Origin of the sequence: Gottfriedia sp. NPDC056225 (assembly GCF_042267765.1) — a bacterium.
In the GTDB taxonomy this organism is placed as follows: Bacteria; Bacillota; Bacilli; order Bacillales; family Bacillaceae_G; genus Gottfriedia.
The window spans coordinates 1-12801 of sequence record NZ_JBHJTJ010000002.1; the positions used below are offsets into that span (position 1 = coordinate 1).

Below are 12801 nucleotides of genomic sequence, written 5' to 3' on the forward strand. Positions count from 1 at the left end.
GTTATTCATGTCTCTAACTTAAATATCATCTCCTAGTATTTTTAGTAAACGTTTACGAAATTATCTTAACATTTTAAAAGGTAAATTTTACTAAAACACATTGTCATTTTTGTGAACAATTTCACATTTTTTCTACGGCTGCGTTTATTTCTATTGAAACCCCATGAAAATTTAACAACTATGATTCTATTAACATGCATTATTCATTATTAATTTTGAAAAACGATTTAATCTTCACAAGTTCCTTTTAAAAGTAAAAAATTTGTAACGTTTTACTAAAACCTTCACAAAAATTACTCTTTCTGGAGTTGGATTGCATAAATAAAGAAGAGGCTGTCCTCTTTAGTCGGTTTATATGACTAATGGACGCCTCTTTATTTTTGTCATCATTGTGTAAAATCAACGTTTTTGTACCAAACTTAAAAATGTCAAAATCCACCGTCTTTCTATTATTTAACAGTGGCTATCCCCCACTAATTTTACTAAAATAGAAATATTGTAATAAAATGTAAACTAGCTATCGGAGGAATATCGTGTCTACTTATAAATCACAGCTGAAACGCATCGTAGAAGGTTTAAAACATACTGATCCAGCGATTCGTTCCGGTGCAATTCATGACTTAATCGTACTATCAGATGTAGATAACTTACAATTTAATTTATTTACTCTAGAATGGTTAGCAAAAGAGGCTGCTTATCCATTTCCAAAGCCAATTCAATTGTGGGATGAACCAAGTTATCATCTGATCAATTTCATCACTGATTTCCATTTACCTGAATTAACTGAGTGTTTAATCAAATATTACCCTGAATATAGTAAGGCTGCTAAAGAAGAGGTCATTCGATACATAACCGATTTTGATGGAGAAGAGTATGAAGTAGCAATCTTGGAGTTAATCGAACAAGATATTCAACAAAACCAAGTTGTTTTACCATTAGATGTGTTGTACGACAATCCTGGCATTGTTATTAAACTATTAGACAAGCATACTCAATTATTTGAAGTAGTGGAATATAAAACTACTTTTTACCGTCTGCTGTCATTCTGTTTAGATAAAGGTTATTTAGACCGTTTCAAAGTAAAATACATTGCACCATTATTATTAGCAGATTATCAAAAGCTAAAAGAAGAATTTGTAGCATATCAAAATGATTATGATATTAAGTTTGTGTATGGTTCTTGGAAAGAAACTTACTTACAAATTCGTTCAATCCTGTCAATCTATCTTTCTTTAATGGAGTACTATTTTAATGACGAGATGACTCCTGTTATAAAAGAAGCGATGTCATTTCCAGACCCGTTTATTCGAACAAGTGCGATTATTGCCGCTCTACAAAGAGACATTGACGTAACTGAAGAACTTATGATGGATTGCGCTACAAACATAGAGTCGACTGAATATTTCTATTGGGAGTTACTTAGAATTCGAAAAGAGCATTTATTCCCTATTAAAGAGAAAAAACAAGAATATTTCGCTAAAAGTCATTTATTCCTACATATCGTGCAAGAACATGATTTCATACCTGAACAAATCGATTTAATCAAAGAGCTTGATATTGAAAACACATATGATCAACCTGTGCGTTATTATTTAGCTTCCGTTTCATATGATGATCAAGTCATTCCAGCTTGGGTAGGTGCTTATGCTTTAGAGGAAGATGATGACACTATTCATATGTGGGATGGTACTTATTTAGAAGATGGACAGTTTAGTGAGAAATCAATTGAAGAGCATGTAAGGCAATTTATGGACAGAAGAGATTCTGAAAAAGAAGCAGATGCATCGATTGTTTACTATGAAGGGAAACCAAAAACAGGAATATGGATCTACGTTTTGTACGCTATACTAGCAATTAGAGGTTACCGAGCATTTTCAACAATGGACCCGGTCTATCTCACTTTAGTAAGTATTTTCGCAGTTTTAATCGTTTCATATCATATTTATAAAATCAAACAATTAAAAAATAAAATCGAAATCATTGGTGATGTTGTACGCTATACTAAGAAAAATACTTATTCTCAAATTTCACTAGAAGACATAAAAAAAATAGCAATTCAAAACGCTGACATGAAAGCAAGATTTCTAGACCGTCGTTCAAAAGTTGTAGTCATTTACAACAAACAAAATAAAGTAGCACTAGAATTCCCATTAGAATGTGTATCATATGATGAATTTTCATTTGTTATTAATCAATTGACGGATCATTTAAAAGAGCAACCACATATTCAGCAACAATAAGATAAAAAAAAGAGATGCCGTTATAATTTAACGTCTTCATATTAAATTGCTAAATGCAGTAAAAGAGGAAGTGAATATGCTTCCTCTTTTTTAATATTCTCAATATCCACCCCAGAATTGATACTCATACTTATTAAAATCCATTTGATGTTTCAAATATTTTTGAAAAAATCCCATCTGTTCTTGCTTAATTTCAAAAGTACCAATAACAGGATGCTCAGTCGATAAATTAAAAATTCTACGATACTCATCGAGTGAAATACCTGTAAGTTCTTCGTCGCCCACAATTATTTCATCATCAATTTCATTCCATTCAATCATCCTAGTCGTTTCTTCTTCAGTGAAAAAATAAGGTGATTGTTGAATTCGTTCTACAAACAGTCTATTATTTTGAGCATATTGCGTAGCAGCCAAACAATCAACATACGAACCAATATACATATAATAATCCCAACCAAAATGTACAAAAAATTTGTCCTTTAAATACAACTCACATCCTAAGAAATTTCGTAGAACCATTTTACAAATCAGGCGTATCTCATTAATACTTAACACCATATCTTCATTAACTATCAATTCGTCAAACTCTGTTTCGTATAAAGTAGATTTCTTATCTTCTTCAGAAATATTCAAGTTTGATAGTTTTAAAATTCGCAATGAGTTAATACCACTTTCTTCTACGAATTTAATAATAGTTTCAACATAGGCAGCTTCAACTTGAATATATTCATCTAATGTAAATTCTTTCCCATAAATGACTTTTCCAATTTCAGAAGGACAAGTCCACTCTTCTGTCAGGGAATAGGAACCATTTTCATTTCTAAAATCAGGATTGTACTTAGTAACGCGCCACTGATAATTTATTTGATTAGTCAACTTGCTCCTCCTCAATTCATCTTTATTAAATAATATCATTAATATTAAATTTTTTAGTTTAGCATATTATTACTACTTTAAATAAAATCTTATATATTCATTATTCATTTTCACTATAAAAATAGCAGGTTAATTAGAAGGGCATTAGTTTTACTGCTAGATCTAATCAAAATTCAACAACAGCCTTATTTTAACAATAAAAAAGACAGACCTATAATTTGCGATTTGGTCTGTCTTTTGACAACTTAATTTTTAGTTTTCTCTTCAAAGTAGAACTTGTGAATTGCTCTCTTTATTTTATTAATTTAATCGAAACTCCATTTTCCTATTTTTCGTCGCCATTCCAATTGACTCATAAAAACGGATTGCATTTTGATTACTCTCAGAAACTCCTAACTCAATACTATCCACATTCAATTCCTTAGCGAAATCAACTACAAATTGCATAAGCTTCCTACCGATTCCCATTTTCCTTTTCGCATCATCAACACATAAACTATTTACAAGTAAAATCTTCCTCGCATTAACAAATGAATTTTCATGTACTTCTTCTTCCTTTAATACCGCCACTCCTACTATTTCCGCTCCTAAAGTGGCCACATAAATATGTTGTTGATCATCTTTCAGTTGATGATGAAAATCCTCTTCCCCTACTGGAGTCGAGTTCTCTTTGTATAGGTCAGGTCTCTCCAAAACATGCAAATCATGAACTTGTCTAAATAAAGATAATAAAGAATTGTAATCTTCAGTTTTAGCATTTCGAATATGAATCTCCATGCATCTCACCTCTTCAGTTGTTTATGATACACATTAAAATATTACACTATTATCTTATCCTAACGAATTCAAGACAAACTTTTTAGTTTCATTGATCATTCTATTCATTGTAAAGGCCTTTAAAGTAACCGTTCCTATTGAAGTATTTATAAGCTTTTTCATGTTTATTTTTCATTTCTTTTAGACCCTTATTTAAGTAATCTATTGTTTGTTTAGCAAATTCTCCATTTCCCTTCGAGTCACCATTACTTGCATTCATCACATCCATTATATAGGCATCTTTAGAAGCAAAAGCATAATTAATCCATAATATCAGACCTTTATCAGGGGTCTTTTTAAATTTGAAATTCTCTAGTAATTCATCTAACTTCCCTAAATCTTCCATCGCTTTTTGTGCCAATTTCTCTTTTTCATTTGATTTATTTAACTGTTTTAAATCAGCTTTTACAAGCAGTAAAGAAGAACTTATTTTTTCTACTTTATTTTCATTCGTTTTTGATATTGGATATGAATTCGACTTTTGATAAATAAAAATCCCTATTCCAATCATAATAATTGCAAAAAATATGACAAATACTTTAATAGATTTCATGATACGGCTACTCCTCCGTTTTTAATAAGAACCAACAAAATACCAATCTTTATCTAATTTTTCAATTTGTTTAAAGTCACCGCCAAAATCATTTAAGGACGGCTTCGTATGTGGAGAATAGACAAATCCAGAGAAATTGTCTAGTACGCCTCGAAAAGTATAGAATAAGATTTTTATATTATTCCCATCACCTTCAACTACGATTTCTCCACCACCTTTAGATAGCGGAGCATACTTCTTTGGAAGGTGGATTAGCGTTTTGTTATATGAAACATTTGGCTTTAGAGATCCATTCGATACCATCTTCACTACTTTTTCTCTTTCTGGTTTATGCTTTTTAAAATCTGCATTTAAAACAATTTGGTTAAAAGGTACGAAAATTAATAATAAAATAGTAATAATTTGTACTACTACCGGCTTCCAATTCTTATTTTTAAATAAGACTATGAAACTGATAACTGTAACAAATAAAAAAAATCCAAATATAATTAACAAAACAAAAGGCATTAGAAATACTGTTAAAATGTCCTCGATGTGCCACTGTGTAAATTCAAAAGTGATAACGATTATGCTACTAATAATTGATAATAATAAAAGACTTTTCTTCAACTTCTTTAAACCTTCCTTACGTTCTTTCATTTTATTAAATACGCATCAAAAGGAAGAACAATAATGTTCTTCCTACATACACAAGTCTTGATTTTTAAGCAAACTAATTAGTTGATTTATTTAATTGATCAATTCCCTTTTCAATTGAAGTATATAGCAGACCTGCTACTACTAATCCGATAAAGGAAATTACTGCTACTAATATTGTGTGTAGTATATGATTCTCCACAAAAGTTGCTAAGAATCCAATACTTATAGCGATTAAAATTAAAATTGAAACTTTATAACTTCTTTTTAATTGTTCCAAGAACATTCGCCTCTTTTCTAACGATCAAAGATGCTTGTGTATGTAAATGTAGTTTATCTTGTCCTCAAACAAATAGATACATTTTTTTCCAATTTTATTATTCCTCTAAACCTTCTTCTGAAATTTGCTTACCATTTTTATCAAAGTATTCATAATTAAATTCAAATCCACTGTCTTTTCGTTTAGGCATGTTTTTGAATTTAATATTTTCTTCATTATTTCCGTTCAATTAATGTGACTGATTAATAATTAAGTATAGTGCGAAAAGTATAAGGACTGAAAAGACTAAAACTCCTACTTTGGATTTAAGCATATTACTACTCCTTACTCGAAAAATGAGATTTTGATTTTCCTAATAAGATGACTTCTACAATACTATTCAAATACCCTCTAATACTGAGTTGGGTTATTTTCAGCCTAATATATATTAAAAATAATCTTTCGCATGATAGTGGGTATAGTAAAAAGACTGCATTTAAGCAGTCCTTTAAAATTAATTATCTTCAATGATGTCCAGAATATGCTCTTCTAATATTTCTCTAATTGGTCTAATGAAACTTTTTCCAGCTCCCCAACCAAAATCAAATAATCCTTCTCCATTACCTGAGGAAATACATTTCACATGTGTCACACTACTAAAGTCATCAATTGTAACTGTTAATGATGCGGTACTATTGTTTCTAAAAAAGAATTTCTCGAATACTAGAATTACAATTTCTTTCCCTCCAGCTACTTTACGATCCTGAAAAATCAAATTAGATGTTAAATCTGAGTCTTCCAAAATAAATTTAGCAGCTTCATCAGGCTTTACATTTACAGTGAATTCTAAGTAATGTTTCATCGTGTTTCCTCCTAAATAAGATTTAATTTGAAACAGTGACTAAGTCTTCCATTGTTAGTAATGAATGAAGACTTAATCCCGCTTCGTATAAATTTTCTTTCCCATTTTGTTGGCGATCAATTACGCATAGAACATCTGTTACATTTGCGCCAACTTGTTTTAAATCTTCAGCACTAAGTTTAATCTGTCCTCCAGTTGTGACTACATCTTCTACAATACAAACCTTCTTATCTTTTATATCAGCACCTTCTGCAAGTTTACAAGTTCCATAGGCTTTTGCTTCTTTTCGAACAAACACTACTGGAATTCCCGTTTTTAGAGATAAAGCAGTAGCAATCGGAATCCCACCCATCTCTAAACCTGCCAATACCTCAGTTCCTTCTGGTATATAGTTTGCTAGTTGCTCCGCTATTTCTTTTAAAAGTTTTGGATTCGATTCAAACAAATATTTATCAAAATACTCATTCGATACTAATCCCGACCTTAATGTAAATTCACCTGTTAAATGGGCAATATTGTATATTTCCTGCGCTAATTGAGCTTTATCCATTATTAAATCCCCCTTAAAAGTTAAAACATTTAGTTTTATTTCATTTTAACGATTCTTTAATCTAAGTTTCAAAAGCAAATTATCCTATTTTAGTGAGAGATTAGTACCTTAGGAATCAACTTTTTCGTAATAGCGTGTAAATAGACATAGGAATTATTCTCCTATGTTTATTTACTCCTCTACATATTCCATAATATCACCAGGTTGGCATTTCAAAACTTTGCAAATTGCTTCTAAGTAGAAGCTAAAATTGTCTTTTTACCTAACTCACTGAAAAAAATTGAAACATCAGCAAGTAAAATTAACTCGATGCAACTAATCCAAAAAAGATTCCAAGTAGATCGCCTTTTCCAGATGCACTTATACCGTTTCCAACAATCAATAACATACCTACTATAGCAATGCCAATACAAATAACCTTTTAGATAGATAATTGTTCTTTAAGGATTACAGGTGAGAGAATCATAACAAATTACCTGCCTTTCGAAATATTGGTGAAGATATGCGAGAGGAAAAATCACTATCACTTGCAGCCAAGAGTTTTTTAGAATATTTATCCTATAGAAGATTAACAATTGAACAGTCAGATTAAATCACATCATGCTTAAGAAAAGTCAGTCCTTTAGTTTAACAAGAAAATCGGCTGAAAAGTCGATTTTTTTATTGAGGTAAATAGTAGATTATCTGAAAGGAGTTTATAAAGAATCTAGCGAATATACTACTATTATTCTATTTCAATTTAAGTTTTAGAAAGAGGGAAAGATTTTGAAACTAAAATACAAAGAACATTCAAAAGCAAAGTTGGTGGGATATAGTATTCTATTGATTATTTTTATATTTTACTTACTCTTAATATTTTTTGTATATGCATTTTGGGATGTATTCAGTCATACATATTTTATATTATTAATACCTTTAATACCGTTCATGATCTTTAGTTTGTTATTTATCCCAAAATCCTTATTTTTTATCAGACTTAATTCTATTGATTATTTGAATTTAGAGAATAATATACTCACGATCCATCATCAAGGTATCTTTAGTTCAAGAAAAGAAATAAAAGTTGAAGAAATAGAAAGAGCATATGTTATTAGTGAAAAATTCATCTTAGCAATGCATTCTGAGGAAGAAAATGTTATTTACATTGATAATCTATTAATGAAAGATTTTGAGAAACTGATAAAGGAATTAAGTAACTCTATCACAATTACTAAAAATTTTGATTTATTGTAACTAAAATAAGGATTTGTTGCTCAATCAAGGAGCGCTCAAGCGTTTCTAGTTCTTTAGTTATACAATAATCGACTGCTTCTCCTAGGACATTATTTCAGCATTTAAAAGTAGTGTCTACATAGTAGATCGTAAAAGGCTGTGTCAAAATAAATAGTGACACAGCCTTTTACTTTATTTTACGATACTGATCACAAAACCATCGTACCCTTTAGTGCCAACTGTTTGTATAGCCGTAGATTCAATTCGGGGTTCTTTTTCTAATATATCCATAAATTTACGTACACCTTGGACCCGGTCATCCTCACTATTTTCGTCAATAACTTCACCATTTCGAACAACATTATCGCTGATAATTAGTGCCCCGTTATTTGCTAATTCTAGTGCCCATTTTATGTAATGGGGATTATTTGGTTTGTCTGCGTCAATAAAAATTAAGTCAAAAGATTTTCCTTTTTCTTTAATGCTAGGCAAGGTTTCTAATGCTTTTCCTACTATGACTTCGACTTTGCTCGTACAACCAGCATTCTCAATATTTTTTTTAGCTATTTTTGCATACTCTGGTTCAATTTCAAGTGTGTATACTTTACCAGTTTCAGGGAGTGCGCGTGCAAGCCATATACTACTATATCCACCTAGGGTACCGATTTCTAATATGTTTTTAGCTCCTTTAATTTTAGCTAATAAGTATAGAAGTTTACCTTGTGTTGGTGAGACATCAATTTCTGGAATACCAGCCTCTTTATTGGCTTTCAATACCCCTTCAAGTGTTGCATCAGATCGTATTAGTTTATCAATAAAATATTCATCTACATCTTTCCAAACGTCATTCATCATAATGGTAACCTCTTTTCTATATTTTCTAATTCTTCCAACAAAAGTGTATAATAAAATAAATCATAATAAAAATATATAATTTTTATTTATCCATAACATTAAGTTATAGGTAGAGGTGAAATGATGAATATACATGGATTAAAATTATTTTACCAAGTAGCACTCACAGGTAGTTTCACAAAGGCAGCCAAATTGTTGTGTATTAGTCAACCTGCAGTTTCTAGCCAAATTAAAAAGTTTGAACATGAAATTGGTGTTCCTTTATTTAAGCAACAGGGTCGAGGAGTTGTATTAACTGAATTCGGGATCGCATTAGCAGAAAAAGCAAAAAATCTTGTTACTCTTGAAGAGAATATTGAATCATTTATTGAGGATTATCGTCTTGCCAAGAAAGGAACAATTAAAATTGTTGCTACGTATCTCCCTGCAAATTTTTTAATTCCTAAATGGGCAGCTAAGTTTAAAAGTGCAAATGAAGATGTAAATTTTGTTATTACAACCGCTAATACGAAAGATGCATTTGAGCAACTCATACATTATAAAGCCGATATTGCAATTTATGGTGGTGGAGTATCGGAAAGACCAGAGGAAGTAACGTGGGAAGATTTATTTGAAGATGAACTTTGGTTTGTAGTATCTCCTACTCATCCGTTTGCCAATAAAACTATCTCATTAGTGGAGATGGTTAAAGAATCATTTATTATGCGTGAAGAAGGAAGTTCGATGAGAGATCACCTTTTTTCTTTATGTCAAACTCACCAAGTAAGTCTACCAAAAATCTCCCTTCAATTTAGTGGGATTAATGAAACAATTCGTTCTGTAATGGCTGGATATGGCGCAAGTTTTATTTCATCTCTAGCTGTTAGCGAGTATGTAGATAATGGCCATTTGGCGAGAGTATATGTACAGGATATACATATTAAAAATAAAATCGCTATTTGGACAAGAAAAGCTGAGAAGCATAGCTTACTTGTGGAAAAATTCATAGAAATTGTTAAAAATAGTCTGTGAGTAATGAAAATACTAAATTACTTTTCAACTAAAGGTTGTCTAATTAGACAACCTTTTTTTGTAAGTCACATTTTAAATAGCAATCGCATCAATAAAGAATAAACCTGTTTATCACTTTATTTCAACGTTGTAAGTTCCTCCTAATTTGAGGAAAAATAGTGAGTTAATATAGAGGCAGTACATTGAAATTAATGTACTGCCAATCAAATATTATTCTAAAAATGATGATTCGATTATTTTCATAATTTGTTGTTTCGTATCGCTCAAATAGTCTCCTTTTTTAGAAGAAATCAAAATTCCAATTGGCATCTTTGGATCAAATTCTTTGACCTCTATTGGAATATGCTCATGACCCAAACTAGTACCAAATGGGATAATGCCTATAGCTTCTTCGAAAAGTAATTGTGGAATAAGATGGACAGCACTACAATTATAGACCCTCTTAAAAGATAAATTATTTTCTGTTAAAAATGCATTCACAGTTCGCGTGTAATAACAACTTTTCTCTCCAATGACGATCGGGTAATCGATGATTTCATGTATTTCAATTATTTTTTTACATAAAAGTGGATGCTTTGGGTTATTAACAATAAATTGAATTTTTTCTACGCTAAGTGGTTCGAATTTCACATTCGAGCTACTTTTGCTGTTTCCACAAATAGCAAAATCAAGCTTATTTTGATCGATCATTTGTGATAAAAGTGTTGTATTCCCCACGACAAAATCACATTGTATATAAGGTTTCTCCTTATTTAAGTAGCTTAAAATAGATGGAATGATTTCCTGCGCAACCGATTCAATCAGTCCAATTCGTATTGTCCCGACCTCCTCTTTACTGATCCGCTGTGCTTGGTTTACTGAATACTCCCAATGCATTAACAAATATTCTACTTCTTCTAAAAATAAAGCCCCTTCATTTGTTAATCTAGCGTCCCACCCTCGTTCAAAAAGTAGAAATCCAAGTTCCTTTTCTAGCTTTTTAATTTGAGTTGTAATCGTTGACTGTGCATAGTTTAACTTTTTAGCTGCTTGTGAAAATGTCCCTTCTTCAGCAATTGTTTTAAAAGAAATTAGCTCTTTTACTTCCATTCTTTCACCTCATCTTCATCAACTTTTTTGATAATATTCTAATATATTTTCAATTATACAAATGAATATTCTCGACGTAAAATAATCTTATAGTTGAAAGGGAGTGAACATATGCCATTTGTCCAAATTTATTATCCAGAAGGCTCATTAAATAAAGAGGAACTTAAAAAGGCAAGTAGTAACATTCATGAATCATTAATTGAACATTTTAACATTCCAATAGACGATTATTTTCACATGTACTTACCTTATCCTCCAAATCAATTTTTTTATGATTCCTCTTATCTATTAGAAGATAAGAAAAAGAGAACAGATAAGATGATTTATTTATCGATAACATGTGCCCCGGGTAGAACGATTACTCAAAAAAGGAATTTATACGAATCGATTTCAGAAGCTTTATATCATCACTTAAACATCCCTGCCACTGATATTTTTATTACATTAAATGAGACTTCTATTGAAAATTGGTCATTCGGACAAGGAAAGGCACAGATGGTGGAACATCGTGTTGAATGATCGTATCGACTCTAAAACATTAAAGGAATTGAAAGACATTGCTCCAGAATTTGTTCAATATAGCGAAGACATCTTATTTGGAAAAGTATGGAGTGATCCTACATTAACATTAAAAGAAAGAAGTCTTTGTACACTCGCTTCTCTAATTAGTATTGGAAATACTGAACAACTGCCATTTCATATCCAATTAGCGAAAAAGAACGGAATGAATGAAACACAAATTATTTCTTTAGTAACACATTTGGCGTTTTATGTAGGATGGCCAAAAGCTGCGGCTGCTTTTAATGTAATAAAAGCCTGAACAACAAAAAAAGCACACCAATTGTTTACTAAAATAAACTTTTGGTGTGCTTGATATTATGAGTTAAATCTTACCCCATTTTTAAATTCCATTTTTGGAAAGCTACTTCCAGCGATTTGGTCTTCAGGTATTGCTTTTTCAATTCTTGCTATTTCTTCGGCACTTAATTTAATGTCTACAGACTTTATAGAATCTCTAAGAGTAGTGCGTCTTGATGCACCAACTAATGTGATAATGTCATCACCTTTTGATGATAACCATGCAAGTGCCAGCTGCGGTATTGTGACGTTTTTCTCATCAGCAATTTTGCGTAATTGTTCTACAAGTTCAATATTTTTGTCTATATTTCCTTCAGCAAACATAGGGATATATGATTTTGAATTGTTGTTTGAGAAATTACCGCTAAGCAATCCATGAGCAAGCGCACCAAACGCTACTACACCCACGCCAAGCTCACGTGCTGTTGGTAAAATTTCTTTTTCCATACTTCTATTGAAAAGCGAATACTCGGTCTCGATGAAGCTTATTGGATGAACAGAATTTGCTCTTCTTAATGTATCTGCATCAACTTGTGTAATTCCAATATTTTTTACATAGCCAGCTTTAACCAAGTCAGAAATTTCTCCGATCGTTTCTTCTACAGGAATACCTAAATCAATTCGTGCTGGTTGATATAGGTCAATATAGTCTAAATTTAATCTTTTAAGTGAATACGTTAAATAGTTTTTGATCGATAATGGTCTAACATCTAATCCATAGAATGCTCCATTTGGTTCAGCCAATACACCAAACTTTAGAGAGACAAAAGCATTCTCTCTTTTTTGTCCTTTAAGTGCTTCACCAATCACAGTTTCACTTTTTCCAAAACCGTAAAAATCTGCTGTATTTAAGTGATTAATTCCGAAATCAAGTGCTTCATGGATTGTAGCGATATTTTCAGACTTATTATCGTCTTTGATCATCCCTCCACAACCTAATCCAATTTTATGAAGTTCTAAGCCATTATGTTTATAAGTCATTTT

General features: G+C 31.2%; 16 protein-coding genes and 2 pseudogenes. 5 read left to right on the forward strand and 13 right to left on the reverse strand.

Annotation, left to right across the window (positions count from 1 at the left end; genetic code table 11):
• The first annotated feature begins 533 nt into the window (after window positions 1-533).
• The gene (locus ACFCYN_RS02210) at window positions 534-2240 is read left to right on the forward strand and encodes a hypothetical protein (RefSeq protein ID WP_375947229.1); all 1707 of its coding nucleotides are present in this window, start codon (window positions 534-536) and stop codon (window positions 2238-2240) included.
• Between the two features lie 99 nt (window positions 2241-2339).
• Here ACFCYN_RS02210 and ACFCYN_RS02215 read toward each other — a convergent pair whose 3' ends face one another.
• The 10 genes and pseudogenes from ACFCYN_RS02215 to ACFCYN_RS02260 all read right to left on the reverse strand — a co-directional run.
• Entirely contained in the window at window positions 2340-3116 is a 777-nt protein-coding gene (locus ACFCYN_RS02215; protein ID WP_375947231.1) for a DUF7683 domain-containing protein, read from the reverse strand.
• Between the two features lie 300 nt (window positions 3117-3416).
• The gene (locus ACFCYN_RS02220) at window positions 3417-3893 is read right to left on the reverse strand and encodes a GNAT family N-acetyltransferase (RefSeq protein ID WP_375947233.1); all 477 of its coding nucleotides are present in this window, start codon (window positions 3891-3893) and stop codon (window positions 3417-3419) included.
• Between the two features lie 100 nt (window positions 3894-3993).
• On the reverse strand, window positions 3994-4485 hold the full coding sequence (locus ACFCYN_RS02225; RefSeq protein ID WP_375947235.1) for a hypothetical protein: 492 nt from the start codon (window positions 4483-4485) through the stop codon (window positions 3994-3996).
• Window positions 4486-4506: 21 nt separating this feature from the next.
• Window positions 4507-5124: a hypothetical protein gene (locus tag ACFCYN_RS02230; RefSeq protein WP_375947237.1), complete on the reverse strand. Its 618-nt coding sequence runs from the start codon at window positions 5122-5124 to the stop codon at window positions 4507-4509.
• A 73-nt stretch (window positions 5125-5197) separates the two neighbouring features.
• Window positions 5198-5401 carry a hypothetical protein gene (locus tag ACFCYN_RS02235; RefSeq protein WP_098169790.1) on the reverse strand — a complete coding sequence of 68 codons (204 nt, stop codon included), beginning with the start codon at window positions 5399-5401 and terminating at the stop codon, window positions 5198-5200.
• A 97-nt stretch (window positions 5402-5498) separates the two neighbouring features.
• Window positions 5499-5630: a hypothetical protein gene (locus ACFCYN_RS02240; protein WP_375947239.1), complete on the reverse strand. Its 132-nt coding sequence runs from the start codon at window positions 5628-5630 to the stop codon at window positions 5499-5501.
• Window positions 5631-5894: 264 nt separating this feature from the next.
• Window positions 5895-6242, reverse strand: coding sequence for a DUF6054 family protein (locus ACFCYN_RS02245; RefSeq protein ID WP_375947241.1), 348 nt, complete (start codon window positions 6240-6242; stop codon window positions 5895-5897).
• A 22-nt stretch (window positions 6243-6264) separates the two neighbouring features.
• Window positions 6265-6792 carry an orotate phosphoribosyltransferase gene (pyrE, locus tag ACFCYN_RS02250; RefSeq protein WP_375947243.1) on the reverse strand — a complete coding sequence of 176 codons (528 nt, stop codon included), beginning with the start codon at window positions 6790-6792 and terminating at the stop codon, window positions 6265-6267.
• Between the two features lie 171 nt (window positions 6793-6963).
• Window positions 6964-7026, reverse strand: a pseudogene (locus tag ACFCYN_RS02255) (helix-turn-helix domain-containing protein); the annotation flags it as partial.
• A gap of 70 nt (window positions 7027-7096) precedes the next feature.
• A pseudogene (locus tag ACFCYN_RS02260) lies at window positions 7097-7264 on the reverse strand (DMT family transporter); the annotation flags it as partial.
• Window positions 7265-7557: 293 nt separating this feature from the next.
• Here ACFCYN_RS02260 and ACFCYN_RS02265 point away from each other — a divergent pair.
• Window positions 7558-8025, forward strand: coding sequence for a hypothetical protein (locus ACFCYN_RS02265; protein ID WP_375947245.1), 468 nt, complete (start codon window positions 7558-7560; stop codon window positions 8023-8025).
• 171 nt (window positions 8026-8196) lie between these two features.
• On the opposite strand, the gene ACFCYN_RS02270 is transcribed toward ACFCYN_RS02265, so the two are convergent.
• On the reverse strand, window positions 8197-8859 hold the full coding sequence (locus ACFCYN_RS02270; protein WP_375947247.1) for an O-methyltransferase: 663 nt from the start codon (window positions 8857-8859) through the stop codon (window positions 8197-8199).
• A gap of 123 nt (window positions 8860-8982) precedes the next feature.
• Here ACFCYN_RS02270 and ACFCYN_RS02275 point away from each other — a divergent pair, with 123 nt between their 5' ends.
• Complete coding sequence (locus ACFCYN_RS02275) at window positions 8983-9870, forward strand: LysR family transcriptional regulator (RefSeq protein WP_375947513.1); 888 nt, start codon at window positions 8983-8985, stop codon at window positions 9868-9870.
• A gap of 210 nt (window positions 9871-10080) precedes the next feature.
• Here ACFCYN_RS02275 and ACFCYN_RS02280 read toward each other — a convergent pair whose 3' ends face one another.
• The gene (locus tag ACFCYN_RS02280) at window positions 10081-10959 is read right to left on the reverse strand and encodes a LysR family transcriptional regulator (protein WP_375947249.1); all 879 of its coding nucleotides are present in this window, start codon (window positions 10957-10959) and stop codon (window positions 10081-10083) included.
• A 111-nt stretch (window positions 10960-11070) separates the two neighbouring features.
• Between ACFCYN_RS02280 and ACFCYN_RS02285 the strand changes: the two genes are divergently transcribed.
• Both ACFCYN_RS02285 and ACFCYN_RS02290 read left to right on the forward strand, forming a co-directional pair.
• Window positions 11071-11478 carry a tautomerase family protein gene (locus ACFCYN_RS02285; RefSeq protein WP_375947251.1) on the forward strand — a complete coding sequence of 136 codons (408 nt, stop codon included), beginning with the start codon at window positions 11071-11073 and terminating at the stop codon, window positions 11476-11478.
• Window positions 11471-11779, forward strand: a complete 309-nt coding sequence (locus ACFCYN_RS02290) for a carboxymuconolactone decarboxylase family protein (RefSeq protein WP_172443656.1) — start codon at window positions 11471-11473, stop codon at window positions 11777-11779. Before ACFCYN_RS02285 ends, ACFCYN_RS02290 begins: the two co-directional genes overlap by 8 nt.
• A 56-nt stretch (window positions 11780-11835) precedes the next feature.
• Here the strand turns inward: ACFCYN_RS02290 and ACFCYN_RS02295 are convergent, their stop codons facing one another.
• Window positions 11836-12798, reverse strand: a complete 963-nt coding sequence (locus ACFCYN_RS02295; RefSeq protein ID WP_375947252.1) for an aldo/keto reductase — start codon at window positions 12796-12798, stop codon at window positions 11836-11838.
• Window positions 12799-12801 lie beyond the last annotated feature (3 nt).